Annotated in this window: 22 protein-coding genes; 3 read left to right on the forward strand and 19 right to left on the reverse strand. The window is 59.4% G+C overall.

What is annotated here, in order from left to right; genetic code table 11:
• Window positions 1–39: 39 nt before the first annotated feature.
• The 9 genes from phnE to C4S72_RS25940 form a co-directional block, all read right to left on the reverse strand.
• Window positions 40–876, reverse strand: coding sequence for a phosphonate ABC transporter, permease protein PhnE (gene phnE / locus C4S72_RS17375; protein ID WP_104004460.1), 837 nt, complete (start codon window positions 874–876; stop codon window positions 40–42).
• Window positions 873–1,742: a phosphonate ABC transporter ATP-binding protein gene (gene phnC / locus C4S72_RS17380; protein ID WP_104004461.1), complete on the reverse strand. Its 870-nt coding sequence runs from the start codon at window positions 1,740–1,742 to the stop codon at window positions 873–875. Before phnC ends, phnE begins: the two co-directional genes overlap by 4 nt.
• Window positions 1,743–1,826: 84 nt before the next feature.
• Entirely contained in the window at window positions 1,827–2,795 is a 969-nt protein-coding gene (gene phnD / locus C4S72_RS17385) for a phosphate/phosphite/phosphonate ABC transporter substrate-binding protein (protein ID WP_104004462.1), read from the reverse strand.
• A 164-nt stretch (window positions 2,796–2,959) separates the two neighbouring features.
• A complete protein-coding gene (locus C4S72_RS17390; protein WP_104004463.1) occupies window positions 2,960–4,483 on the reverse strand; it encodes an efflux transporter outer membrane subunit in 1,524 nt (507 codons plus the stop codon).
• Between the two features lie 40 nt (window positions 4,484–4,523).
• On the reverse strand, window positions 4,524–5,645 hold the full coding sequence (locus C4S72_RS17395) for an ABC transporter permease (protein WP_104004464.1): 1,122 nt from the start codon (window positions 5,643–5,645) through the stop codon (window positions 4,524–4,526).
• Window positions 5,646–5,649: 4 nt separating this feature from the next.
• Window positions 5,650–6,798 carry an ABC transporter permease gene (locus tag C4S72_RS17400; protein WP_104004465.1) on the reverse strand — a complete coding sequence of 383 codons (1,149 nt, stop codon included), beginning with the start codon at window positions 6,796–6,798 and terminating at the stop codon, window positions 5,650–5,652.
• Window positions 6,795–8,555 carry an ATP-binding cassette domain-containing protein gene (locus C4S72_RS17405; protein ID WP_104004466.1) on the reverse strand — a complete coding sequence of 587 codons (1,761 nt, stop codon included), beginning with the start codon at window positions 8,553–8,555 and terminating at the stop codon, window positions 6,795–6,797. Before C4S72_RS17405 ends, C4S72_RS17400 begins: the two co-directional genes overlap by 4 nt.
• A complete protein-coding gene (locus C4S72_RS17410; protein WP_200826828.1) occupies window positions 8,552–9,289 on the reverse strand; it encodes an HlyD family efflux transporter periplasmic adaptor subunit in 738 nt (245 codons plus the stop codon). The genes C4S72_RS17405 and C4S72_RS17410 overlap by 4 nt, the downstream gene beginning before the upstream one ends.
• A 6-nt stretch (window positions 9,290–9,295) precedes the next feature.
• Window positions 9,296–9,574, reverse strand: a complete 279-nt coding sequence (locus C4S72_RS25940) for an HlyD family secretion protein (protein WP_200826829.1) — start codon at window positions 9,572–9,574, stop codon at window positions 9,296–9,298.
• A gap of 116 nt (window positions 9,575–9,690) precedes the next feature.
• Between C4S72_RS25940 and C4S72_RS17415 the strand changes: the two genes are divergently transcribed.
• On the forward strand, window positions 9,691–10,353 hold the full coding sequence (locus C4S72_RS17415; protein ID WP_160115540.1) for a TetR/AcrR family transcriptional regulator: 663 nt from the start codon (window positions 9,691–9,693) through the stop codon (window positions 10,351–10,353).
• Here the strand turns inward: C4S72_RS17415 and yjeH are convergent.
• Complete coding sequence (gene yjeH / locus C4S72_RS17420) at window positions 10,319–11,578, reverse strand: L-methionine/branched-chain amino acid transporter (protein ID WP_104004468.1); 1,260 nt, start codon at window positions 11,576–11,578, stop codon at window positions 10,319–10,321. The genes C4S72_RS17415 and yjeH overlap by 35 nt on opposite strands.
• Window positions 11,579–11,839: 261 nt before the next feature.
• Between yjeH and C4S72_RS17425 the strand changes: the two genes are divergently transcribed.
• Window positions 11,840–12,259, forward strand: a complete 420-nt coding sequence (locus tag C4S72_RS17425; RefSeq protein ID WP_104004469.1) for an Lrp/AsnC family transcriptional regulator — start codon at window positions 11,840–11,842, stop codon at window positions 12,257–12,259.
• A 40-nt stretch (window positions 12,260–12,299) separates the two neighbouring features.
• Here the strand turns inward: C4S72_RS17425 and C4S72_RS17430 are convergent, their stop codons facing one another.
• From C4S72_RS17430 to C4S72_RS17440, 3 genes are all read right to left on the reverse strand, one after another.
• The gene (locus tag C4S72_RS17430; RefSeq protein WP_104004470.1) at window positions 12,300–13,316 is read right to left on the reverse strand and encodes a dihydroorotate dehydrogenase-like protein; all 1,017 of its coding nucleotides are present in this window, start codon (window positions 13,314–13,316) and stop codon (window positions 12,300–12,302) included.
• 2 nt (window positions 13,317–13,318) lie between these two features.
• The gene (gene nifJ / locus C4S72_RS17435; protein WP_104004471.1) at window positions 13,319–16,939 is read right to left on the reverse strand and encodes a pyruvate:ferredoxin (flavodoxin) oxidoreductase; all 3,621 of its coding nucleotides are present in this window, start codon (window positions 16,937–16,939) and stop codon (window positions 13,319–13,321) included.
• A gap of 201 nt (window positions 16,940–17,140) precedes the next feature.
• Entirely contained in the window at window positions 17,141–17,725 is a 585-nt protein-coding gene (locus tag C4S72_RS17440) for a CBS domain-containing protein (protein ID WP_104004472.1), read from the reverse strand.
• A 646-nt stretch (window positions 17,726–18,371) separates the two neighbouring features.
• On the opposite strand from C4S72_RS17440, the gene ypfH reads away from it, so the two are divergent.
• A complete protein-coding gene (gene ypfH / locus C4S72_RS17450; protein WP_104004474.1) occupies window positions 18,372–19,010 on the forward strand; it encodes an esterase in 639 nt (212 codons plus the stop codon).
• 424 nt (window positions 19,011–19,434) lie between these two features.
• On the opposite strand, the gene C4S72_RS17455 is transcribed toward ypfH, so the two are convergent.
• From C4S72_RS17455 to cyoA, 6 genes are all read right to left on the reverse strand, one after another.
• Window positions 19,435–20,019, reverse strand: a complete 585-nt coding sequence (locus C4S72_RS17455; protein ID WP_104004475.1) for a hypothetical protein — start codon at window positions 20,017–20,019, stop codon at window positions 19,435–19,437.
• Window positions 20,020–20,321: 302 nt separating this feature from the next.
• On the reverse strand, window positions 20,322–21,209 hold the full coding sequence (cyoE, locus tag C4S72_RS17460) for a heme o synthase (protein ID WP_268807712.1): 888 nt from the start codon (window positions 21,207–21,209) through the stop codon (window positions 20,322–20,324).
• 7 nt (window positions 21,210–21,216) lie between these two features.
• Window positions 21,217–21,540 carry a cytochrome o ubiquinol oxidase subunit IV gene (gene cyoD / locus C4S72_RS17465; protein ID WP_104004476.1) on the reverse strand — a complete coding sequence of 108 codons (324 nt, stop codon included), beginning with the start codon at window positions 21,538–21,540 and terminating at the stop codon, window positions 21,217–21,219.
• A complete protein-coding gene (cyoC, locus tag C4S72_RS17470) occupies window positions 21,540–22,157 on the reverse strand; it encodes a cytochrome o ubiquinol oxidase subunit III (protein WP_104004477.1) in 618 nt (205 codons plus the stop codon). The genes cyoD and cyoC overlap by 1 nt, the downstream gene beginning before the upstream one ends.
• 3 nt (window positions 22,158–22,160) lie before the next feature.
• Window positions 22,161–24,137 carry a cytochrome o ubiquinol oxidase subunit I gene (gene cyoB, locus C4S72_RS17475; protein ID WP_104004478.1) on the reverse strand — a complete coding sequence of 659 codons (1,977 nt, stop codon included), beginning with the start codon at window positions 24,135–24,137 and terminating at the stop codon, window positions 22,161–22,163.
• Between the two features lie 6 nt (window positions 24,138–24,143).
• Window positions 24,144–25,106: a ubiquinol oxidase subunit II gene (gene cyoA, locus C4S72_RS17480; RefSeq protein WP_104004479.1), complete on the reverse strand. Its 963-nt coding sequence runs from the start codon at window positions 25,104–25,106 to the stop codon at window positions 24,144–24,146.
• Window positions 25,107–25,386: the final 280 nt, after the last annotated feature.

Consider the following 25,386-nt stretch of genomic DNA (forward strand, 5'->3'; position numbering starts at 1 on the left):
TCCTTTCGTTACTCTGATGCACCCAGGACTTTCGGTCTGTTACTGCGTCCAGCGACGTACATGGCTGGAGGCGTATTCGCTCAGCAGGACAATCGCAATGATGATCAGGAGGATCGCCGCAGAGGTGCTGTACTCGTAGCGGCTTAAAGAGGTGTTCAGGGTCGCACCGATGCCGCCGGCACCGACAATACCGATCACCGATGACTCGCGGAAATTGATATCCAGACGGTACATCGACAGTCCGATCAGACGCGGCATCACCTGAGGTTGGACGGCCTGGTTCATGGTCTGCCACCAGCCGGCGCCGGTGGCGCGGATCGCCTCGACCTGTTTCCAGTCCAGATCCTCTATATCTTCTGCCAGCAGCTTCGCCATAAAGCCGATGGTGGCGAACGCCAGGGTAATCATGCCGGCGAACGGCCCAAAGCCGAACATCACCACAAACAGAATCGCGATGATAATCTCCTGAAAGGTCCGCGAGATCGCGATGATCGCGCGACAGAAGATATACACCGGCAGCGGTGCCACATTGCGCGCGGCGCCAAGGCCTACAGGGATCGCCAGCAGGATGCCGATCACCGTTGAGGTCAGCGTCATGGTCAGACTTTCCAGCAGACCATTGAGGATATCGCCCTTACGGCTGAGAAAATCCGGCTGCATAAACGCGGCAATAAAATTGAGCGCGCGCCCAGCCCCTTCAGCCACCCTTTCCCAGTTCACCTCAACGGAGGCCAGCGCCAGCAACAGGTAAACCAGCACGCCGGCAACCAGCGCCCAGCGCAGCCGGGGATTTGCGATTAGAGGTGGACGCCGCCAGACCCCGCGTCTGGCCTCATCCTCGCGGCGGCTATTGAGCCCTTCTGCCGACACACTCATACGCCGCCACCGCTGATGGCCGGCTTGAGCTCGGCGAGCCGGGTACTCTCTTCGCGTTTATGCTTAACGCTCTCTGCGGCCACAACTTCGCCGCCTTCCGGTTCTGCCTGATCTGCGGCACTGTCCCAATCCTCTTCGCCGTAGATCCTCGTCAGGATCTCGTTATCGAGCTCCTGAGGCATGCCATCGAATACTATTCTGCCCGCCCGCAGGCCCACGATACGATCGGCAAACTGCCTGGCCAGCGCCACATCGTGAATATTGATAATCGCCGCCAGCTCCCGTTCGGCGCAAAGCTCGCGAATCAGACGCATGATCTGGCGTGAGGTTTTAGGGTCCAGGCTCGCGGTCGGCTCATCCACCAGCAGCAGCTTGGGGCTTTGCAACAGCGCCCGGGCGATACCAACACGCTGACGCTGGCCACCGGAAAGCGCATCCGCCCGTTTGTCGATGGCATGGGGCAGACCCACACGCTCCAGCAGACGAAAGGCTTCAGCCACATCCCGCTGTGGATAACGGCGCCAGAAACTGCGCCAGAAGCCCACATAGCCCAAACGTCCGGAAAGCACGTTTTCCATCACGCTCAGGCGATCCACCAGTGCATACTCCTGGAAGATCATACCCATACTGCGTCGTGCGCGGCGCAGCGCCCCTCCCGACAACCGGGTCAGCTCCTGATCGTCCAGACGGATACTGCCCTGAGTCGGCTCCACCAGCCGGTTAACGCAACGGATCAACGTACTTTTACCGGCGCCCGATGGGCCGATCAGCGCCAGAACCTGACCTTTGGGTAGTGACAGTTCAATATCTGCCAACGCCTGGTCACCGGTGGGGTAGCGCTTGCCTACACCACTGAGAGTCAACATACACTTTTGCCTCGTTTAAATAGCATGACGGCCGGGAGCGCAAACTCCCGGCCGATATGGCGTGAAACTGAGTGACTGAATTGATCAGTCGCAGTCGTAAGTCACACCATTGGCATCGGCAATCGTGCGGATGACCGCCCAGTTTTCCTTATAGGTCACCGGAATAAACTGAGCTTCACCGGAGTTGGCGAACTCGGCTTGCAGCGAAGTACCGGCCCAGTCGTAGCTGAAGAAGGCGTCCTGAATCTTCTGCGCCAGTTCAGGCTTCAGGTTGTGCGCCAGGCCGTAAGCGGTGGTCGGGAAAGTCTGGGAGGTGTAGATGATTTCGTAATCGCTGGACTTGATCACATCACGGGCCAGCATACGCTTGGCCACTGAGTTGGCGATCGCCGCCGCGTCGTAATCCTTGTTGATCACACCCAGGATGGAGTTGTCGTGGGATCCGGAGAAAGCGGTTTCGAAATCCTGCCCCGCTTCCATTTTGTACTCGGAACGCAGCAGCGCGGAGGGTGCACGGAAACCGGAGTTGGAGGTTTCTGACGTGAATGCGAGCTGACGCCCTTTCAGATCCTCTACCTTGGCGATACCGCTGCCCGGGTAGGTGACGATCTCCATTTCATAACCGAAGCTGCCATCCTCGGCGGCCATCATGGTAAACGGGCGGAAACCGCCACAGTTTACGGCAACCGGCACGCCACCGGTGTTGAAACCAGCCACATGCAGACGGCCGGCACGCAGCGCTTCCTGCTGCGCCGCATTGGACTGAACCGGGAAGAACTGCACCTTTTTACCGGTCGCCTTGCTCAGGTGTTCGAGGAAGTCAGCCCAGACATCGGCATACACCGCCGGATCCTCTACCGGTGTATAGGCAAACACCAGGGTATCCGGATCGACCCACTGGGATTCATCCGCCGGCACATCTGCCACCAGATCGCCATCTGCATCGGTATAGCGGGAAGAGAGATCAGAAGCGGCGGCATTACCTGCCGCCAGCATCATGGCGCCAGCAAGTGCAGTACCGAGAAGCTTGCGGGAAAAAGGTAGAGTTTCCATACATCACCCATTCAAAGTTGTCTTTAAACATAAACGTTTGTGAGAATTATTTATGTTCTCAATGACAACCAAGCGTCGAACGGATGACCATTGAATGACAACTGTGTGAATGTTGATCACGATCAACAGATACCAACCGGCAAGCGAATCCCATACCTCTGCCGTCAGACGCCGCCACCCACCGCCTTATACACCGCCACCCGCTGAATATTCAGCCTTGCCCGGCTGTCAGCCAACTGGCGCTCAATGCCGTGCAGCGCCGAGCGGGCCTGAAGTTCAGCGCTGCTATCGGTAAGACCCGCTGCCCGGTTGGCGGTGATCAGCTCCAGCTGCCGGCTCAGGCTCTGCTGCTGCTCAGTCAGCCGGTCATGACGCTCACGCTCGGCGCTGTAGCCGGTCAGGGCATCGTCGATCTCCTGCCAGGCGGTCAGCACCGTTTTGCGGTACTGGATCGCCGCCTGCTGCTGCGCGACCTCGGTCAGTTCGACCCGCTTCTGCAAACGCCCCTGATTGAACAATGGCAGGTAGAAGCCAGGGCCTATATTCCACTGGCGGCTGGTCCATTCCCCGATAGTGCTGTCGTTGTAGGTTTCGAAACCGAACCCGGCATTCAGGGTGATCCGCGGATAAAGGTCGGCACGGGCCACACCGATCTGCGCCGTGGCGGCATGCAGACGCGCCTCCGCCGCCTGGATATCGGGGCGGCGCTGGGCCAGTTCCGAGGACAGACCTAGTTTGAACGGGTTATCCAGCGGCTTATCCGCCAGTTGATCGCCCGCCTTTTCCAGCAGTGTTGCCAGAGCTCCGGGGCGCTCGCCCAGCAGTTGGGCCATAGCATTTTCAAGCGCTGCAGCCTGGCTTTTGAGTGGTGGCAGACCCGCATTCAGCTCTCGCAATTGAGTCAGCTGGCGCTCCAGCGGCAGTTCGGTGATCATTCCGGCAGCCTGCTGCGCTTGTAGCAGTTCCAGTTGTTCCTCGCCCAGGTCAATCTGCTCCTCAAGTAAGGCGATCTGCTGATCGACAGATAGAAACTGGAAGTAGGCGCGGGCCAGCTCTGCGCTCAGCGCCAGCCGTATCTCCTCAAGCTCAGCTGCACTTGCCCGCATCTCGGCCCCCGCCGCTTCTACCGAGCGGCTGATCCGGCCCCAGAAGTCCGGCTCCCAGCTGGCATCGAAGCCCGCCTGGTAAAGGGTGTAGGGCTTGGCCAGACGCTCGATCAGCTGATCGGCGTTACCCGGCGCGGAGATCTCGGCCATGCGCATGGACGGGCTGTTCTCACTGATCCGCTGACGACCGGCGGTACCACTGGCGTTAAGGTCCACACTCTGGGCACCGGCGATCTGCTGCTGCAGCCGGGCACGAATAAAGCTGAGTGCCGCCGTCTGCAGATCCGGGTTATTCGCCGCCATGCGGGACTGCAGCTCTTCGAGCAACGGATCGTTAAACTCACGCCACCAGAGCAGACTGGTACTGGCGTTATCCACATTGAGCTGATGAGTCGCCTGATCGCCGCTGTGCCACTGGCTCCAGGAGTCCGGCGCATCAGGCTGAGGCTTTTCAAAGTCGAGACCAAGTGCGGTGCAGCCAGCCAAGAGCGATAACAGAGCCACAGCCAATCCCAGCCGCACGACTCTGCTCTGCGGGAAGCTTTGAGGGAAACGCCTTGTTGACAGCAACGGATCAGACATTCAGCACTCCAGTTAAAGCGCTCTAATTAGAGCGCTTCAGTTAAATCAGGCGATGGCGGAACAGCCAGGCCGCCAGCGGTAAGGTGAAAACAGCGATCAGCATCAGCGGCACCATATCCCGCCAGACATCGCCCAGTTGCGCCCCTTCCAGATAGACTCCCCTCACCAGATGGATCGCAAAGCGCAGCGGGTTGGCGTAAGTGAGGGTCTGCAGCAGGTCCGGCATATTGGCCACCGGCGTCGCCAATCCAGAGAGCAGCATCAGCGGCATAATCAGCACGAAGGTATAGAGCATCGCCTGGTGCATATTGGCGGAGAGTGCCGAGATCGACAGGCCCACGCCCACACTGGCGATGGTGAACATCAGCAGACCCGCGTAGAGAGTCCCCACCGATCCGGCCATGGGGATATGAAACCAGTAGCGCGCCACCACCAACACCAGCGTGGATTGCACCAGGCCGATAATGATTGGCGGGATCGCCTTGCTGATCAGGATCTCGAACGGCGTGTGCGGCGTCACCAGCAGCTGATCGAAGGTGCCCTGCTCCCGCTCCCGCGCCACCGAGAGCGCCGACAGCATCATCGTCTGGATCATGCTCAGCGCCGCGATCATCGCCGGCATGATGATCCAGCGGGTCTCAAGATTGGGGTTAAACCAGCTGCGCGCTTCAACCTCAACAGAGACCGCTGTCTCCGGGTTCAGGCGCTGATTAAAGCCGGCAACGATGGATCGTACATAGCCCACCGCCGAGTTACCGGTGGCGGAATTACGCCCATCCACAATCAGCTGCAGCGGCGCAGTATCACCGGAGCTCAGCCGCTCCTCGAAATCGCTGGGAAAATGCAGCGCAATCAGCGCCTCACCGTTACCGATAAAACGCTCGATCTCGGCACTGCTGTGCAGCGTCGCCACGCGATGAAACACGCCGGTACCGTCCACCCTGTCCAGCAGCGTGCGGCTTGATTCCGTACTGCTCTGATCCAGCACCACGTAGGGCACATCGGTAAGGTCGAAGTTGGCGGCGTAGCCGAACAGCAGGCTCTGCAGCAATGGCGGCACAATCAGGATCACCCGGTTGGCCGGGTCCTTGAGCACCGCGAGCATCTCCTTGTTGCAGAGGTTGATGACTCGGTAGATAAACGCGATCAGGCTGGCAGTCATCGGCTTAATCCAGACTCTTGCGGGTAACGAAACGCGCCAGACCCAGGAGCACCGCCGCATAGGCGGCCAGGATCAGGCAGTCCTTGATGATCAGCGGCCAGAAGTCCCCGGCCAGGAACAGGGTGCGGATCAACTCCATGAAATAGGTGGCCGGCAGGGCATAGCAGATCACCTGCACCGCCAGCGGCAGGTTGCGGATATCGAACACAAACCCCGACAGCATCAGCGCAGGCAGAAAGCTGGCCAGCAGCGCGATCTGGCTGGCGAGAAACTGGTTGCGGGTCACCGCCGAGATCAGCAGCCCTATCCCCAGCGCTACCAGCATATACAGCGTGGAGCCGATCACCACCATCAGCGGCGCACCGACGATCGGCACATCAAACAGTACCCGTGCAGCGATGATGCAGAGGCCAAGGCCTAGCATACCGACGAAGAAGTAAGGCGTGACCTTCGCCAGCAACACCTCAGTAGGCCGCACAGGAGTCACGAACAGCGCCTCCAGCGTGCCGCGCTCCCACTCCCGCGCCATCACCATGGCGGTGAGGAATGTCCCCACCAGCGTCATGATCAGCACGATCAGCCCCGGCACCAGGAACCAGCTGCTGGTGTTGGCCACGTTGAACCAGAGCCGGTCCACCACCTCAACCCGAGGGCCTGGCGGGCTGGACACTCCCTGGCGATCCGCCGCCTTGATGGACCACTGCCCCACCTGTTCGCTGAAGTAGTTGACGATGGAACCGGCCCGGGTGGCATCGGAGCCGGAAACAACCAGCTGTACCTGGGCCTGACCGGCGCTCAGTTCGCGGGCAAAGTCACTGCTCAGGTGAACAAAACCCTCCACCGTTCCGGCCTGCATCATCTGTTCGGCAGCCGTTACCGAATCGGCATGCACCGGATTGAAATAGCGTGACAGGGTCAGCCCGGAGACAAAGTCGGTGGCCGCCGGCGAGCGGTCATCGAGCACCAGCGCCAGACGAATATTGCGCACATCGAGCGAAACGCCATAGCCGAAGATAAAGATCAGGATGATCGGCAGGCCGATACCGATCAGCAGGTTGCTGCGATCACGCAAAAGCTGCCGCGTTTCCTTGCGGATCAACGACAGCAGGCGGGTGAGAAAACGGCTTTGGGTCTGGGTCTGAATCTGAGTCATGCCGCCCCCTTATCAGACTGGCGGTTACGCTCGACGATACCGATAAAGGTATCCTCCATGCTCATCTGGCCGCCCTCTTCATCCACCAGCTCACGCACCTGCTGCGGCGTGCCGATCGCCAAACGCTTGCCGGCATCCTGAATCAGAATACGGTCGCAGTATTCCGCCTCTTCCATAAAGTGGGTGGTGATAACGATGGTGGTGCCGCCCTCGGCCAGGGCGGTGATGCGCCGCCAGAACGCCCGCCGCGCCAGCGGATCGGCGCCGCTGGTGGGCTCATCGAGAAACAGGATCTCCGGTTCATGAATCAGCCCCGCCGCCATGGCCAGGCGCTGCTTGAATCCGCCCGGCAGCTGACCGCTGGGGGTTTTCTCCTGGCCGCGCAGATCGAACTGATCCAGCATCGCGTCGATTCGTTGCTTCAGCGCACGCCCGCGCAGACCGTAGGCGCCACCGAAAAAGCGCAGGTTTTCCAGCACCGTGAGGTTGGCGTAGAGGGAAAACTTCTGGGACACATAACCGATCCGCTTGCGCGCCGAGGCGCTGGCGGTACGCAGGTTAACGCCAGCTACCTGCAGAGAGCCGCTGGAGGATGGCAGCAGACCGCAGAGCATCCTGAAAGTGGTGGTTTTACCGGCGCCGTTGGGGCCAAGCAGGCCAAAGATTTCACCTCGGCGGACATCGAAGCTAGTACTGGCCACGGCGGTAAAATCGCCGAATTTGCGCACAAGATCGCGTACTTCGATCACTACCTCATCGTTTCTGCCATCGCCATCGCCTTCGAACGCTTCCGGGTTCGCCTCCACCGGGCCGAGACGGCGACGCAGCAGCACCATAAAACCATCTTCCAGATCCGGCTCCAGCGGCTGACAGTGGGCACCGCCCAGCAATGCCTGCAGCGCTGAGTTATCCACATCGCGCTGAGTAACAAAGCGCACACCGCCGCCCTGGGGCACGGCATCGACAATCTGTTCCTGGGCATCGAGCAGGCGCGCCTGGAGTTCACGGGGCGGTTTACCCTCGGCCGGCACGGCCAGAAAGGCGCAGTCATCGGCCTCGCGGCGCAGCTGATCCGGCGTGCCCTGAGCCAGCATCTCGCCGCCGTGGAGCACGTAGACCCGGTCGCAGCGGCTGGCTTCATCCAGGTAAGACGTACTGACGATCACACTGAGCTGCTCGTCATCGATCAGCTGCTGGATGATCTCCCAGAGCTCGCGACGCGACAGCGGATCGACACCCACCGTGGGTTCATCCAACAACAACAGTTCCGGCGAGCGCACCAGGGTGCAGGCCAGACCCAGCTTCTGTTTCATGCCGCCGGAGAGCTTGCCAGCAAGGCGGTCGGTGAAGCGGGCCAGATCGGTCATGTGCAGCAGACGCTGGTAGCGTTCTTGCCGCTCCGCCTGGGGCACGCCGTGGAGGTCGGCATAGAGATCCAGGTTTTCCTGCACGCTGAGGTCCTCATACAGGCCAAAGCGCTGCGGCATATAGCTGATCCGGTCCTGCACTGACTGAGGATCAGCGGAGACATCGAAACCCAATACCTGCAAAGAGCCGCTGCTAGCCTTCATCAGGCCAGCCATCAGGCGCAGCAGCGTGGTTTTGCCGGCGCCATCGGGTCCGACCAGCGCGGTCAGCGAGCCGGTGGGGATATTCAGCTCGATCGATTTCAGCGCATCGACCTGGGTGCGGGCGTTTTTATCCGCAAACGCTTTGCACAGCGCGGTGGCGCTGACACAGGCCGCCGCCTGGTTCATTGCGCCTGTCCGTTCTGTGTATCAGCAGAGGCGTTCAGATTGATGCGCACAGTAGCCGGCATTCCCATGCGCAGGCGGTTATCCGGATCATCCACCAACACTCGCACCTCATAGACCAGAGCGGTGCGCAGGGATTCGGTCTGAACGTTTTTCGGCGTGAACTCAGCCACCGAAGAGATATAACCTACAGTGCCTGCCACCGGCTGCTCGGGGAAGCTATCGGTGTAGATATTGGCCTGCATGCCGGGCTTGAGGTGGCCCATATCCGGCTCGCTGACATAGACCCGCACCCACTTGGGATCGTTCAGCGCCAGCGTGAACACCGGCCGCTGCGGCGATGCGATATCGCCGGGTTCCAGCAGACGGGCTCTGACACGGGCATCGGTGGGGGCGATCAGGCGGGATTGATCAAGCTGGTGATTGAGCAGCGCCAGATCCGCGTTGAGGGTTTCCAGCTGGGCTTCGGCGGCGGCGATATCCTCATCGCGCGGGCCGGTCTGCGCCAGTTTAAGCGCCTCCGCCTGGACTGCCAGTTGCGCCCTGGCGGCGCGAACGCGGGTGGCGGCAGTGTCGATATCCTGGGCACTGACGCCACGGCCATCGGTGCGCCGTTTTACATCTTCCAGCCGGTTCAACTGACTCTGCGCCAGCTCCAGCTCCGCCTCGGCAGCGCTGAACTGAGCCGCCGCCTGGGCGATCTCTTCGGGCCGACTGCCGTTATGCAGCTTTGCCACCTGCTGCTATTGCGCCGCAATGGCGGCTTCGGTGCGTTTCACCTGTAGCGCCAGGGTGCGGGTATCCAGACTGGCCAACAGCTGGCCCTTTTTGACCTGGTCGCCCTCTTCGGCCAGTACCTCGTCGATACGCTCGCTCTGGGTAAAGGCCAGGGAGACCTGGCGGATATCCACATTGCCATAGAGCTCCAGCTCACCGACATTGCGCTCAGCCTGGCTGTAGTGCCAGCCTAAATAGCCGGCGGCCGCCAGCAGTATCAGGATCGGGAGCAGGATTTTTCGCATCGGGGAACTCCGTGTTACCACCTATGAATGCCATCAGCATAACGCGACATAACTATAATTCAAATTCGAATTTAAACTATTTGCCGCACCGAAAACTATCCGCTAGCATCGCCCTTATGCTGAAACCGACCCGCAAGCCCGAATCCCAGACCCGCCGCAGCCGCACCGATGGCGAGGCCACCCGCAGCCGCATCATTGAGGCCGCAGGACAGGTGTTTGCCGAGCGCGGCTATCACGACACCACCAGTAAAGAAATCTGCAAGCGCGCCGGCGCCAACCTGGCCGCCGTGAACTATCACTTCGGCAGTCGTGATGGTCTCTACCTGGCGGTAATCAGTGAGGTGATGAGCCATCTGCTGGAGCTGGAATATCTAAAGCAGGTGGCTGGGGGCGATGGCAGCGCAGAGGAGAAACTTGCGCAGCTGATCGACGGTCTGGTTCACAGCCTGATCGAAGAGCGCAGCTGGCACACCCGGGTCTGGGCGCGGGAGATACTGACCCCCTCACCGGTTTTACCCGCTATCACCGCCACCGAATCGACACCACGGGTCGAGATCATCCTGCCGCTGCTGTCTGAGCTCACCGGCATCCCAGGCGATGACCCTAAACGCTTTTACGGCCTGCTCGGGCTGATGTCTCCCTGCCTGATGCTGCTGATTATCGATCCGGAACTGCCGACCCCGATCCAGCCGATCTACTCCCGCCCGGCCGAAGAGATCGCAGACCATATCAAACGCTTTGTCTTCAGCGGGCTGCGCTCGTTTGCCGCAAGCCGCTGAACCGCCCGATCAGCAGGAAGACAAACAGAATACCCAGCGCATAGAGCATCTGAGCGCCCAGCATCAGCAGCACCAACCCACAGAGCAGCGTGGCAACCAGCGCCACTATTCGGAACACGCCCGTCAGCAGCACACAACCCGCCGCCATACTGAGCAGATAAACCAGGATGAAGTTGCCGTTGGCATAACGCATCAGCTCTTCGATGCTCAGCCCCCACCACCAGCCGATCAGCGCACAGACCGCACAGGCCAGCACCACCAGGTTGAACGCCCGCGCCGGCACACCCTGACGATTGCGCTGCGCCAGCGCTGCGGGCAACTTGCCCTCATCCGCCAGGCTCCAGAGCAGACGCGCAAAGCCCTGCAGGTAGATGTTGATCGAGGCAAAACAGGCCAGGTAACCGATCAGCGCCGCCAGCCAGAGCCACTGCTCGCCCCAGAGCTGCCCCACCAGGTTAGGCAGCGATGCCCCATTGGCCTGCTGATCGCCGAAAGTACCGAAGCTGACCACCGCCACCGAGCAGGCCCAATAGACGCCACCGGCCAGCAGCACGCCCAGCATCAGCGCCAGCGGAAAGTCACGCCGCGCATTCTTGAACTCCTCACCCAGATGGGTAAACGCCTCCAGACCGACAAAGCACCAGAACATCAGCGCCAGCGCCGGTGGCACCGCCAGCCAGTTCAGATCCGTCGTTGGCAGTACCGGCTGATCTGAAACCGGCAGGTCGCCAAACCACCAGAACGACGCCACGGTAGCGATAATCGCCACAGCGATAGCGGTTTGAATCTGGCCCGAGGCGCGCGCCGGACGCTGACCGAGTATCAGCATCAGACCCAGCGTCAGCAGCTGGATCGTCATATCCTCGCCGGGGCTGAGGTCGTAAAGCGCGTGCCAGAAACCGCTGGTCATTTTCAGCGCCGCCGGCAATCCCACCGGGATCACCGCCAGGAATAGCAGTGCCACGCTACGCTCCATCGACAGCCCAAAAGCACGGCCAATCAGCGCTGGCGCACCACCGGCATGGGGAAATTTCTGCCCGAGCCCGGCAAAGGTCAGCGCCACCGGCAACACCAGCAGCGTCAGCAATGGCCAGGCCCAGAGCGAGGCTTCACCTGCTATGGCAGCGGCCGCTGCCGGCACGATAAAAACACCGCTGCCGAGCAGCGAAGTCGCCAGCAGGCCAACGCCCTGCAGCAGGCTCAGCTCTTTGTTCAATCGACTCATGCGTGTGATCCAGACAGAATGCTTAACAGAGAAGTGGGGCTCCGGGCCTTTCACGGGTGTTTGCCAGAGTGGCCGATATAAGAGCTGCTGATATAGTACGTTTCGCCCTCGCTGGAGGGAGCTGGCAGGACGCAGGCATTGAGCTGCATTTCGGCGGAAAACACCTTCATAATGCAGCCGCCGGCAAAACGCCCGAAGCGCGTGTAAAGATCGCCTCAAAAGAGACGTTCAGGGACAGACAGAAAAAGGAAGAAAACGGAGTTGGACAAGTTCGATCAACAGATCCTGGCGCTATTGCGCAGTGATGCTCGCATGGCGGTTACGGCCATCGCCAAGGCCGTGAGCCTGTCACGCACCGCGGTCAGCGACCGCATCCGCCACCTTGAGCAGCGCGGCATCATCCGTGGCTACCATGCCGACGTCTCGATCGAGAGCACCCCTGCGGTGCGCGCCTACCTGGAGCTGTTTTTCAAAGAGAGCCACTACGAAGAGTACATCGTCCGCCTGCGCGCCTTTCCCGAGGTAAAAAAGTGCAGTGGCATCAGCGGTGATACCGATATCCTGCTCTACGTGGAAGCGGAAAACATGGAACGGCTGATCGACCTGCGCAAGGCGATCGAGCAGTTCCCGAAGATGGTGCGGGTAAAAACCCATATCATCATGAAAGAGTGGGAGATGTAGCTGGAGCTACATCCCCCGTCTCAACCTGAGCAGCGGTCAGCTAAGGTCTCCAGCTATCCAACGTTTCGAGATAGTTGGCCCGCTCAAACCCCGAAGGATCCGCGGCATTACGGTAAGACACACTGCCCTTAAGCTGCAGCAGCGAGTCGTACTCGTTCAGATCCATCCACTCCAGTATCTCGGTTTCCATCTGCCGGATGACGCCCGGCCCCTGCTGCATCAGCACGCTGGCCATCTGGGTGATATCGGCGCCGCACATCTGCGCCTTGATCACATCGGAAGCGCTATGGACACCACCGGTCACAGCGATATCGATTGCCACCTGCGCCCGCACGATGGCTATCCAGCGCAGCCGCTCACGCAGCTCATCGGCATGTGAGAGCTCCAGCATCGGGTGCAGCTTGCGGGTTTCCAGCGTTAGCTCCGGCTGTAAAAAGCGGTTAAACATCACCACCGCGTTCACGCCGATCTGCTTCAATTGGGAGATGAAATGCACCGGGCTGGTGAACTGGGAAGAGATCTTCACCGCCAACGGCAGATCGGGCACCGATGCCCGCACCGAGTGGACGATATCCAGGTAGCGCCGCTCCACATCCATGGAGGACTCCTCCGCATCGGCGGCGATGTAATAGACGTTCAGCTCCAGGCCATCGGCACCGGCAGCAGCCAGCTGGCGGGCATGCTCCGCCCAGCCTTTGCGGGTCACGCCGTTAAGGCTGGCGATCACCGGAATCTCCAGCGAGGCTTTCATCCGCTCCAGGTTATCCAGATAGCGCTCCTCGGCGGTGCGGAAAGTGTCCGGCACCGGCAGATAGCCGTCGGATTCGGAGTGACCCAGCTCCTGCTCATAAAGAAACTGGTGCAGCATGGCGTGATCTTTCTGGCACTCCTCCTCGAACAGGCTGTGCATAACTATCGCCGCCGCGCCAGCATCCTCCAGTTCGCGGGCGCCGTTGAAGGTTGCCGTCAGCGGCGAGGCGGAAGGCGCCAGCGGACTCTTCAGCGCCAACCCCAGGTAACGCGCTTCAAGCCGACGCGCTTCAGATTGATTAGTCATTATTATTTCTCCTCAGCTGCCGGATTCTCGGATTCATCTTCGGGCGGGGACTCCACCTCTTCCCAGCTCAGTTCAGCCAGCTGTGCGTAGCGGTGATAACGCTCGGTCACCTCATGCTGGGCCGCATCCAGAAATTCTTTCGCCGCCTCGGGATGGGTGCGGCTCAACATACTGAAACGGGCCTCGGTGCGGGCAAAATGGCTGTAAGGAATTGAGGGCGGTTTGGAATCCATCCGCAGCGGGTTCTGTCCCTCCGCGGCACGACGTGGGTCGTAACGGAACAGCGGCCAGTGCCCAGACTCCACCGCCAGGCGCTGGTGCTCGTGGTTATCGGCCAGGTCATAGCCGTGAGCGATACAGGGTGAATAAGCGATGATCAGCGACGGGCCGTCATAGCTCTCCGCCTCAAGAAAAGTGCGCAGGGTCTGCACATCCTTGCCGGCGTAGGCCACATGAGCCACGTAGACATGCTCGTAATCCATGGCGATGCGCGCCAGATCCTTCTTCGGCCCCGGCTTGCCGCCGGCGGAGAACTTGGCCACCGCCGCCCGTGGTGTCGCCTTGGAGGTCTGGCCGCCGGTGTTGGAGTAAACCTCGGTATCGAGCACGAGGATATTTACGTTACGACCCGAGGCCAGCACATGGTCCAGACCACCGTATCCGATATCGTAGGCCCAGCCATCGCCACCGACGATCCAGACCGAATGACGCGCCAGCTTGTCGGCCACGGCTTCCAGCGAACGCGCCACCGGATCGTCCAACTGCACCAGCTGTTCTTTCAGGGTTGCGATCCGTTCACGCTGAGCCGCCAGGCCTGATTCGCTGGACTCATCAGCGTTAATCAGTTCATTAAGAAGAGCCCCATCGAGTTTTCCTGCAAGACTTTCCAGCAGCGCACGGGCGTAAGCCTGCTGGGCGTCCAGCGCGGCGCGCATCCCCAGGCCAAACTCGGCGTTATCCTCAAACAGGGAGTTGTTCCAGGCGGGGCCTCGTCCCTCGGCGTTATAGCTCCAGGGCGTGGTCGGCAGGTTGCCGCCGTAGATCGATGAACAGCCAGTGGCGTTGGCTACCAGCATATGATCGCCATATAACTGACTCAGCAGGCGCACGTAGGGAGTCTCACCACAGCCGGAACAGGCGCCACTGAACTCAAACAGCGGCTGATACAACATGGCGCCCTTGAGCGTGGTTTCCTTCACCTGGGTACGGTCAAACTCCGGCAGCTGTTTGAAAAACTCCCAGTTGGCACTCTCTTCGGCCAGCGTCTGCTGCTTGGGCACCATATTGATCGCCTTGCGGCTGGCGTTGGACTTGTCACTGATCGGGCAGATCTCCACGCACAGCGTGCAACCGGTGCAGTCCTCCGGTGAGAGCTGGTAGCTGATCATCGTATCCGGCGGAAAATCCTTGGCGCCCTTGATCGGCACCGCCTGGAAGCTGTCAGGCGCACCGTCCAGCAACCCGGCATCAAACGCCTTGGAACGAATCACACTGTGCGGACAGACCAGCACGCACTTGCCGCAGTGGGTGCACAGATCCGGCTCCCAGTGGGGGATATTCAGCGCCAGATCGCGCTTTTCATACTGGGCGGTACCCGAAGGCCAGGCGCCATCCACCGGCAGTTTCGATACCGGCAAAGCGTTACCCCGCCCCGCGATCAGCTCCGCGGTCACCTGGTGCAGGAAAGGATCAACGCCGGGGATCTCCAGCGCCCGCATCGGTATCTGCCCGGCATCGCTGGCCGGTACGCTGAACTCTGCCAGGTGAGAGAGCGCATTATCGATGGCACTGATATTCATATCGGCGATGCTGCGGCTGCGGCGGCCGTAGCTTTTTTCCACCGCGGCCTTGATGCTCTGTATCGCCTCCTCTTTCGGGATCACCCGCGCCAGGGCAAAGAAACAGGTCTGCATAATGGTGTTGATGCGCTTACCCAGACCAGCCTCCTGCGCCACCGCATAGGCATCGATCAGGTAAACCTTAAGCTGCTTTTTCTGCATCGTGCGCTGTACCTGCCCCGGCAGCGATTGCCAGAAGCTATCACCGGACAGCGGCGTGTTGATCAAAACAGTGGCGCCCTCACGGGCCAGCTCCAGCATCGGGTAACGATCGAGAAACTGCGGCTGATGACCGGCGACAAAGTCCGCCTGCCCCGGCTGAATCTCGTAGGCGGCGCGAATAGGTTTGGGGCCGAAGCGCAGGTGCGAAACCGTGACCGCGCCGGATTTTTTCGAGTCATAAACGAAGTGCCCCTGTGCATAACGTTCCGCTTCGGCACCGATGATCTTGATGCTGTTCTTGTTGGCACTGACGGTGCCATCAGCTCCTAGGCCGTAGAAGACCGCCTGGGTCCAGTGTTCTGCCGCGTTGGTGCGATAATCCGGGTCCCAGGCCAGGCTTAGCTGGCTGACATCATCCTCGATACCGACGCTGAACTGTGGGCCAAGCTGCCCGGCTTTAAGGCCATCGAACACTGCCTTAACCATAGCCGGAGTGAACTCCTTGGAGCCGAGTCCAAAACGTCCGCCGGCGATACGCGGTAAGCCGTTTTCCATCTGGCCGGCATTAAACGCCTGGAACAGCGCCGTAGCCACATCCTTGTAGAGCGGTTCGCCATCGGCTCCCGGCTCCTTGGTACGATCAAGAACCGCCAGCGCCTTGAGAGATTTCGGTAGCGCCGCCATCAGGCGCTGACTATCGAACGGGCGGAACAGACGGACCTTCAATACGCCCACCTTTTCGCCCTTGCCGTTCAGATCCGCCACCGTTTCCGCCGCGGTTTCTGCGCCGGAGCCCATCAGCACCAGCACCCGCTCCGCTTCCGGGTCGCCCTCATACTCGAAGGTGCGGTATTGGCGTCCGGTCATGGCGGCAAAGCGATCCATGGCAGACTGCACGATACCGGGAAAGGCCGCATAAAAAGGGTTGGTCGCTTCCCGGGACTGGAAGAACACATCCGGGTTCTGCGAGGTACCGCGCACGCCGGGGCGGTTGGGCGACATACCTCGGTCGCGACAGGCCTGCACCAGATGCGGCGGTACCAGCTCACGCAGCTGTTCGCTGCTGATCAGCTCCACCTTGCTGACCTCGTGGCTGGTACGGAAACCATCGAAGAAATGCAGCACCGGCACCCGCCCTTCCAGCGTGGCCATCTCGGCGATGCAGGCGAAGTCCATCGCTTCCTGGGCGGTATTTGAAGAGAGAATCGCGAAGCCTGTGCTTCGGGTCGCCATCACATCGGAGTGATCGCAAAAGATCGACAGCGCATGGGTCGCCACCGAACGTGCCGCCACATGAAACACCGTGGGCGTCAGCTCTCCGGCGATCTTGAACATGTTGGGGATTTTAAGCAGCAGCCCCTGGGAGGCCGTAAAGGTGCAGGTTTTCGCGCCGGCCTGCAGCGAGCCGTGAACAGCGCCGGCGGCGCCTGCCTCGCTCTGCAGTTCGATCACATCGGGGACCGCGCCCCATAGATTGGTTTTTCCGGATGCGCTCCAGGCATCGCAGAGTTCCCCCATGGGAGATGCGGGGGTGATCGGGTAGATCGCAATTACATCATTGAGCTGGTGGGCGATGGTGGCGGCGGCTTCATTGCCGTCCATCATCCGATATTCGGGTGCCATGCCGACTTCTCCTTCTATCCTGCGACGACCTTTGCCGTGCGACTCAGACCGAGTATCTCAGCTGAGCGCGGGCAAGGTACTGACACAGACCAAGGAGCTCTTTATAAAAGGAGCCCGCTATAAATGGAGCAACCCGAATATTGAATCAATGATTCGGGTTGGCAGCCTGCGTCAGATTCAGGATAGACAAGCGTCGGCGTATTAGCCCACGTCGCGGCCGGAGGAGATCACCTCGACCAGTTCACGGAAGCTGGTGGCGCGGTGGTTAATTTCCACCGACACATGCAGACGACGGGCGATATCGCTGGCGGAGATGATACCGCGGATACGGTGATTATCCGGATCCACCACCAGCATATGCTGCTGGCCTTCGTTCTTCAGCGTCTGCAGCAGGGAGCCGATAGTCGCCGTTTCAATCACATTGATCGGCACGCCCTTAAGCTTCGCCTTCGGGATCATCAGATCGCTGATCGCCAGGTCGCTGCGTGCCTGACCGGAGCTGGTCGCCAGGCTTAGCACCTTGCGGCTTTCCAGATCGGCCACGGTGACGATACCGCGGAATTCACCGTTGGCTACCAGCACCGAGCGAACATGGGCACGACGCATGGCAGCAATCGCCTCGTCCACACCCACGTCGGGGTTCAGCTTCAGCGGTTTGTGATAGAGAAAATCGGTTACAACCAGACGCGCCGGGCTCTCCAGATCGAAGTGTTCGACATCTTCGGATTCAACAACAGACTGGTAATCGCTCAGGCTAACGGTTTTGAGTTCGGAATAACGTTCCATTTTTACACTCCTCCCACGCCCCAGAGGGCGCAGTGGTTTTCAGATTCAATACGAGAAAAGTACGCTCAAATCAGAAAACAACAGGGGGTGCCCGCGAAGGCGGGAGCGCACGGATTTCCGTGTATGGAATCTTTTCCCCGGACGGGGACTCCACCCTGTACCCTTCAGGAAGGGTGGGTAAGGACGAGGATGGCAGTACCGCCGAGTGATCGCCGTCACCTGAGTCTCCCAGGGAGAGATCGGTGGTGCAGCTATCAACAATAATTGCGGGAGGAACCAGTCCACTGTCACCCTTGGCTCTGGCCTCGGCCGATACCGAAGCGAACATCGCCACGAACGCACAAAGCGCCAGAGCGAGGATCGGTATGAAGCGAGACTGATGGGTCATTAAAAGCACCTGTATGTGAGACTGCGGGTTGGTCCTACACTATTCAATTTAGAGAAATATTGATCTTAGTCAAATAGTGTTTCGCTATGCAGCCAATAGATTTAGAAAGTTGATGAATTTGAACAGGCCAGTGCCCTGTTTATTGTTTTTTTAAGGTATAAATTCATAGGATTATCCCCGGAAAAGGCGGCCTTCCCCCGCCCTGCCGCTTTCCAAACACAGCCTTCCAAAGACACGGCCAATGGAGAAGTTTGCCGCATGACCTTACCCGCTATGATTGAGATCCCCGCCCAGGGCAACGCCGAGTACCTGTTCATCCTCGCCCACGGCGTAGGCGCCAACAAAGAGAACCTGGAACCACTGGGGCAGGCACTGAATGCCGCGTTCCCCAGCGCTGTCTGTGCCGTAATGGACGGCTTTGAACCCTTCGATGGTGGTTTTGGCGGTCGCCAGTGGTTCTCCCTGGCCAACATGAGCGCGGACGAGCGCCCCGCTCGCGTCGCCAAGGTACTGCCTGCTTTTATAGAGATGGTGGAGACCCTGCAGCAGCGCTACGGCATCGACAGCGCCCACACCGTGTTGGTCGGCTTCTCCCAGGGCACGATCATGTCGCTGGAAGCGATCAAGGCAAAAGATGGCCTGGCCGGCCAGGTACTCGGCTTTTCCGGCCGCTACGCCAGCCTGCCGGACCATGCGCCGCAGAAAACCGTCATTCACCTGCTACACGGTGAAGCGGACCAGGTGATTTCCGTAGACTTCGCCCACGAAGCCTGCGAAACCCTGGAAAACCTCGGCGCCACCGTGACGCTGGATACCCAGAGAGGCGTTGGCCATGAGATCAGTCAGCTACTGCTGGAAACCGCTGTTCAGCGGTTGGGGGAAACTCTGGAGGCGTGAGCCGTTAGTGAAAACTCGCGCTTTCAGGCTTTCAGGCTTTCAGGCTTTCAGGCTTTCAGGCTTTCAGGCTTTCAGGCTTTCAGGCGCAAACCTCAAACAGAGCGAGGTTCAGTACAACCCGTCTTAACGCAGCAGGAATCCCCTTCAGCGCAGCCGAGCATCGCAGACTGAAAGAGAAACAAGGGAAGGGCTGTTTGAGGCGAAGCCGACTGATTCTGAAAAAGTAAGCCCTTCCCGCTCTTTCAGGCGAGAAGCACAGGGTAATCGGCGCAGCCGATCAAGCTGTCGGGGCGGCTTAGGATTATCAAGGATCTTGGCCGTCCAAGATCCTTGATTCGCCAGCAGGCGAAACCTGCCTCGAAAAATAACTAATTTCTGGCCGCTGCCACCAACTTCTGGCTTTTAGCCAAGTAAATAGTTGCGACTATTGCAGCCCCTCTTCGGTAAACACCGTATCCAGCGTCCCGATATAGGGTTTGACCGCCGCTCGGTCAGCCTCGGGCACCGCTGCCAGCGCCTTGGCGATCAGCAGCGCCTGCTTCAGCTGGGCGCGCTGCTTTTCCGGCAGTGCCATCAGCAGCATATCCTGCTCGGGACCGCTCTGCGCTGCCATCGCGAGGATCTGCGGGCTTTCTGCCGCTACCTTCACCGCGCCATAGGCCAGCACTACCTGATCACCGGTCTGCGCCCAGGATTCGGGGCTGGTAAAGCCATTCTTCACAACGCTGCTTTCAAGCTTGCTGTAATAAGCGGGCTCATCGCGCTTCAGTGCCGACACCGCGCGCTGATGCGGATCGAAACTCTGGCCTTCCCGCGGCATGATCTGACCGGCCAGAAACGCCTCTTTACCCTCGGCCTTCAACTCTTTACCCAGCACTCGCACCTCGTCGAGGCTGGCGATATAAGCCTGGATACGCACAGGTTCCAGTTCCGCCATCGCCAGGCTCGATGCCAGCATCAGCAGCAGCGCGGTCAGCGCCTGGTTCAGTGTTTTGCTTAACGTCTGCATGAATTCAATCCTTTGCCTTGAGGCGAAACCGGTTATGGAAAAGCTAATCTGATGGGCGCCGGGCCATTTTAATGCAAGGCTTGGCAATAGCACTCTCATCTATATAGCCGCGAACGAGCTGCGCTCTGCAGTGAGCGGTACAGTTTTTTCACAGCTTATATAAGACAGCAGCATCTGAATTCCATTCCTCCAGACGCAAAAAACCGGCCCGAGGGCCGGTGAAAAAAAGGGTTTCGGAAAAGCTGAAAGCCGGTCTAAGAGCCTGACATGAACTTGCCCGCCAACGCTTTTCCGAATCCCCGTCACAGCATGGCGAGCGACGTAACCGGCTGGTGCACGTCCACGGCCATGGCAATACTTAACGCGGTGATGGTCACGATGGAAAACGCAAACACCTGCCGCGCCCAGCGTGTCTCATCGATGCCGACGCGATAGCCCCGCAGCGCCAGCACCAGCCACCAGATACTGGTGACCGCTGCAACCGCCAGGTAGGCAACGCCGACATGACCGCCGATAACCAGCGCCAGCGCCGCCGGCAGGAAAGCCAGGATATACAGCGCGATATGGCGTTTGGTCTTCATCACACCGCTAACCACCGGCAGTACCGGAATACCGGCCGCTTCGTAGTCACGGTAGCGATAAATGGCGATCGCATAGGAGTGCGGCATCTGCCAGAGGCAGAACATCAGCAGCAGAATCCCTGCCTGGGCATCGAACTGACCGCTGACGGCGCAGTAACCCACCACCGGCGGTACCGCACCGGACAGACTACCGACCAGCGTTCCGTAGACCGACTTACGCTTCATCCACAGGCTGTAAACGCCGACGTAGATGACATAGCCAAAGGCGGCAAAGAACACGGTGATGGCATTGGTCTGCCAGGCCAGCAGCGAGAAGCCCGCCACACCGAGCACAAAACCATGCGCCAGCGCCGCCTTCACCGAGATCTCCCCGGTGACGGTGACGCGGTTGCGGGTGCGCTCCATGCGGCGATCGATATCCCTGTCGATGCAGTTATTCACCGCACAGCCGGAGGCAACCACCAGCGATATTCCGAGTACGGTTATCGCCAGCAGCAGCCAGTCGACCTGGCCCTGGGACGCCAGCAGGAAACCCCCGCCGGTCGCCACCAGGTTGCCGAAGATAATCCCCGGCTTGGCCACGAGTAGGTAACGTTTAAGCTTCAGCATAAAATGCTCACATCATCATCGCGTTGGATTCGTAGATGATCCACAGCGAGAGTCCAACCACCAGCACGATAATCAGCGCACTGAACAGGAAAGCCAGGGTGTTCGGCTTGCCTTCGTGCGTGAAGTCCAGATGCAGGAAGTACTTCAGGTGGACGATGATCTGAACCACAGCCAGGATGCTGATGGTCCAGAATTTCACGCTGGTCGAAAAATCACCTTCCATCACCATCCAGAACGGGATCACCGTCAGGATGATCGACAGTACGAAGCCTGTCAGGTAGCCCTTCACCGTACCGTGGTAAGAGCTGTGAGAGTCATGTGAATGTGCCATTACAGAGCCCCCATCAGGTAAACGGTGGTGAATACGCAGATCCAGACTACGTCCAGGAAGTGCCAGAACATGCTCAGGCAGCCCAGGCGGGTCAGGGTTTTACCACCCAGACCACGCTTGGAGACTTCGATCATCATCACGATCATCCACAGCAGACCTGCAGTGACGTGCAGACCGTGCATGCCGACCAGCGAGAAGAACGCAGTCAGGAATGCGCTGCGCTGCGGGCCTGCGCCTTCAGCGATCAGGTGATGGAACTCGTTGACTTCCATACCGATGAACACGAGACCACAGACGAAGGTCACCGCCAGCCAGAACAGCGCGCCGCCCTTACGACCGGCGTGCGCCGAGATCATCGCGAAACCGTAGGTGATACTGGAAACCAGCAGCGCGGCGGTTTCGATCGCCACGTAGTCAAGCTCAAACAGATCCTTCGGCCCCGGACCACCGTCGGTGGCGAAGTAGAGCACGCCCCAGGTAGCGAAGACGGACGCGAACAGCAGGCAGTCCGTCATCAGGTAGAGCCAGAACCCGAACAGAGTATTCTCGCCCGGATCGTGGTGCTCCTCTTCGGGCACCGGATACGCGTTTGCGGGATAAGTTACTTGTGTCGTCATGATTTATACCTGCTCCGCCACTTTAGCGCCGGCTGCACTGCCTTCGATCCGCTCGATCTCGTCCGGCTGGACGTAGTAATCGACGTCGTTATCGTAGGCGCGTACCAGCAGAGTGACGATGGTTGCCACGAAGCTCGCCCCAGCCAGCCACCAGATATGCCAGATCAGTGCAAAGCCCATCACGGTCAGGAAGCCCGCCATCAGGATGCCTGCAGAGGTGTTGCGCGGCATGTGGATCGGCGCAAACTTCTCGGGACGCCAACCGGCATAACCCTTCTCTTTAGCCGTGGTGTAGGCATCGATGCCTTCAACGATCGGCGTAGAAGCGAAGTTGTAGAACGGCGGCGGTGAAGTGGTGGACCACTCCAGAGTGTGGCCATTCCAGGGATCACCTTCAGCCTTGTTCTGCTCGCGATCACGGATGCTGACGAACAGCTGTACCAGCTGGCAGACAACACCGATCAGGATCAGGCCCGCACCGAAGGCAGCCAGGTAGAGCCAGGGCTCCCACAGCGGGTTGTCGGTGTGGTTCAGACGACGGGTCATACCCATGAAGCCGAGCACGTACAGCGGCATGAAGGCCACGTAGAAACCGATCTGCCAGAACCAGAACGCTGCTTTACCCAGACGCTCGTTCATGTGGAAACCGGTCGCTTTCGGGAACCAGAACGCAATACCGGCCAGGTAACCGAACACCGCACCACCGATGATGGTGTTGTGGAAGTGCGCGATCAGGAACAGGCTGTTATGCAGCACAAAGTCCGCGCCCGGTACCGCCAGCAGAACGCCGGTCATACCACCAATGGTGAAGGTCACCATGAAGCCCAGGGTCCAGAGCACCGGCACGGCGAAACGCAGACGGCCGCGGTAGATGGTGAACAGCCAGTTGAACAGCTTCACACCGGTCGGTATGGAGATGATCATGGTCGCCACACCGAAGAAGGCGTTGACGTTGGCGCTGGAACCCATGGTGAAGAAGTGGTGCAGCCAGACAATGAAGCCCAGGATAGAGATCGCACCGCTCGCCCATACCATGGACTTGTAGCCGAACAGACGCTTGCCGGTGAAGGTGGAGATCACCTCGGAGAAGATACCGAACGCCGGCAGAATCAGGATGTATACCTCGGGGTGACCCCAAGCCCAGAACAGGTTGATATACATCATCGCGTTACCACCACCTTCGTTAGTGAAGAAGTGGAAGTCCAGGTAACGGTCCAGAGTCAGCATGCCGAGTACGGCAGTCAGGATCGGGAAGGATGCAACGATCAGGATGTTGGCCCAGGTGCAGGTCCAGGTGAAGATCGGCATATCCATCAGTTTCATGCCCGGTGCGCGCATCTTGAACACGGTCACCAGGAAGTTGACGCCGGTCAGCAGCGTCCCGAGCCCCGATATCTGTAGTGCCCAGATGTAGTAATCCACACCTACGCCGGGACTGTACGAGAGCCCGGACAGCGGCGGGTAAGCCACCCAACCGGTCTTGGCGAACTCGCCCACACCCAGTGACAGGTTGATCAGCACCGCACCACCAACAGAGAGCCAGAAGCTCAGGTTGTTGAGGAACGGGAAGGCCACGTCGCGAGCACCGATCTGCAGCGGCAGAACGATGTTCATCAGACCAATCATCATTGGCATCGCCATGAAGATGATCATGATCACACCGTGAGCGGTGAAGATCTGGTCATAGTGTTCCGGCGGCAGATAGCCTTCGGAGCCACCGGTGGCGACGGCCAGCTGCGTACGCATCATCACCGCATCGGCGAAGCCACGGATCAGCATCACCAGCGCCAGGATGATGTACATGATACCCAGACGTTTGTGGTCGACAGAGGTCAGCCATTCGCGCCAGAGGTAACCCCATTTACCCATTTTGGTAACGGACGCCGCCACAAACAGGCCAACAAGGCCTACTACCGCGAGCGTGATAACGATAATCGGCTCATGGTAGGGAATGGCGTCCAGAGTGAGTTTTCCGAACATATTTTCTTACTCCTGCGCCAGATGCTGTTTGTCAGCGTCCGCGCTTTCCTGGCCATGCATGCTGGCCTCTTCATGCATTTCCATGCCGTGCATGCCCTCTTCTCCCTCGGAAGGCATCGTCATGTACTGCTGCAGAATGGTGGTAAAGAGGCCCGGCTCCACATCGGAGAAGGTCTCTACCGGGTGGTTGATAGAACGCTCGGCCAGCTGCTCGTAACGCGCCTGGTTCAGCGGCTCGCTACCTGCACGTACCTGTTCAACCCAGGCGTCAAAGTCCGCTTCGCTTGCCAGCGCATCGGTCTTGAAGTTCATGCCGGTAAAGCCGCCGCCACTGTAGTTGGCGGAGAAACCGTCATAGGTACCGGGTTCATCGGCGATCAGGTGAAGCTTGGTTTCCATGCCGGCCATGGAGTAGATCTGGCTACCGAGCTGCGGGATGAAGAATGAGTTCATCACGGAGTCGGAAGTGATCTTGAAGGCCACTTGACGATGAGCAGGAATCACCAGCTTGTTGACGGTGGCGATATGCTGTTCCGGGTAGATGAAGAGCCATTTCCAGTCCAGTGACACCACTTCCACGGTCAGCGGATCCTCTTCACCGGCAACGCCTTTCAGCGGCTGGTAAGGATCAAGCTCGTGGGTACTGCGCCAGGTCAGGGTGCCAAGCACGATAATGATCAGGCAGGGAACCAACCAGACCACTAGTTCGATCTTGGTGGAATGCGCCCATTTAGGCGTGTATGTAGCTTTGGTGTTGCTGGCACGATATTTCCAGGCAAACACCAGTGTCAGGACAATAACGGGGATAACGACGATCAGCATCAGCAGGGTAGCTGTGATAATCAGCGATTTAACATCCGCCGCGACCTGTCCCTTGGGATCAAGAACACCGTCCTTGCAACCGGCCATAACGACCGTCAGCAACAGCAATATCCCGCCCCGGACAAGAGAGGAGGCTCTGTCTTTCATCTTACAACCTTCGGTATGAAAGTGGCTAAGTGGGTCGCGGGACGTTCAACGCGGCCCTGGGATACCGAGTGGAACCAAGGCATTGCTGGAGACACGTTGAACGACTCGCGAAGGGTCATGGAACGACCGCGCTGTGAAATGAAACATTGCCAACGGATTCCCCGGTCCCTGGGTTAAGCACCTGATCGAAGCCGATACGCGGAACGGGGAGATGAAGTTTCCCGCGGGAACGGCCTCACAGAGACACTCTTGGCGATAAGATGAAATCCGAAGTTGTGAA

The organism is Marinobacterium lutimaris, from assembly GCF_900108065.1.
Lineage (GTDB): Bacteria > Pseudomonadota > Gammaproteobacteria > Pseudomonadales > Balneatricaceae > Marinobacterium_D > Marinobacterium_D lutimaris.

Bases quoted from the DNA above. Each gene is read 5' to 3' on its own strand.
- phnE (WP_104004460.1), bottom strand. From the start codon at position 876: ATGAGTGTGTCGGCAGAAGGGCTCAATAGCCGCCGCGAGGATGAGGCC.
- phnC (WP_104004461.1), bottom strand. From the start codon at position 1,742: ATGTTGACTCTCAGTGGTGTAGGCAAGCGCTACCCCACCGGTGACCAG.
- phnD (WP_104004462.1), bottom strand. From the start codon at position 2,795: ATGGAAACTCTACCTTTTTCCCGCAAGCTTCTCGGTACTGCACTTGCT.
- C4S72_RS17390 (WP_104004463.1), bottom strand. From the start codon at position 4,483: ATGTCTGATCCGTTGCTGTCAACAAGGCGTTTCCCTCAAAGCTTCCCG.
- C4S72_RS17395 (WP_104004464.1), bottom strand. From the start codon at position 5,645: ATGACTGCCAGCCTGATCGCGTTTATCTACCGAGTCATCAACCTCTGC.
- C4S72_RS17400 (WP_104004465.1), bottom strand. From the start codon at position 6,798: ATGACTCAGATTCAGACCCAGACCCAAAGCCGTTTTCTCACCCGCCTG.
- C4S72_RS17405 (WP_104004466.1), bottom strand. From the start codon at position 8,555: ATGAACCAGGCGGCGGCCTGTGTCAGCGCCACCGCGCTGTGCAAAGCG.
- C4S72_RS25940 (WP_200826829.1), bottom strand. From the start codon at position 9,574: ATGCGAAAAATCCTGCTCCCGATCCTGATACTGCTGGCGGCCGCCGGC.
- C4S72_RS17415 (WP_160115540.1), top strand. From the start codon at position 9,691: ATGCTGAAACCGACCCGCAAGCCCGAATCCCAGACCCGCCGCAGCCGC.
- yjeH (WP_104004468.1), bottom strand. From the start codon at position 11,578: ATGAGTCGATTGAACAAAGAGCTGAGCCTGCTGCAGGGCGTTGGCCTG.
- C4S72_RS17430 (WP_104004470.1), bottom strand. From the start codon at position 13,316: ATGACTAATCAATCTGAAGCGCGTCGGCTTGAAGCGCGTTACCTGGGG.
- nifJ (WP_104004471.1), bottom strand. From the start codon at position 16,939: ATGGCACCCGAATATCGGATGATGGACGGCAATGAAGCCGCCGCCACC.
- C4S72_RS17440 (WP_104004472.1), bottom strand. From the start codon at position 17,725: ATGGAACGTTATTCCGAACTCAAAACCGTTAGCCTGAGCGATTACCAG.
- ypfH (WP_104004474.1), top strand. From the start codon at position 18,372: ATGACCTTACCCGCTATGATTGAGATCCCCGCCCAGGGCAACGCCGAG.
- C4S72_RS17455 (WP_104004475.1), bottom strand. From the start codon at position 20,019: ATGCAGACGTTAAGCAAAACACTGAACCAGGCGCTGACCGCGCTGCTG.
- cyoE (WP_268807712.1), bottom strand. From the start codon at position 21,209: ATGCTGAAGCTTAAACGTTACCTACTCGTGGCCAAGCCGGGGATTATC.
- cyoD (WP_104004476.1), bottom strand. From the start codon at position 21,540: ATGGCACATTCACATGACTCTCACAGCTCTTACCACGGTACGGTGAAG.
- cyoC (WP_104004477.1), bottom strand. From the start codon at position 22,157: ATGACGACACAAGTAACTTATCCCGCAAACGCGTATCCGGTGCCCGAA.
- cyoB (WP_104004478.1), bottom strand. From the start codon at position 24,137: ATGTTCGGAAAACTCACTCTGGACGCCATTCCCTACCATGAGCCGATT.
- cyoA (WP_104004479.1), bottom strand. From the start codon at position 25,106: ATGAAAGACAGAGCCTCCTCTCTTGTCCGGGGCGGGATATTGCTGTTG.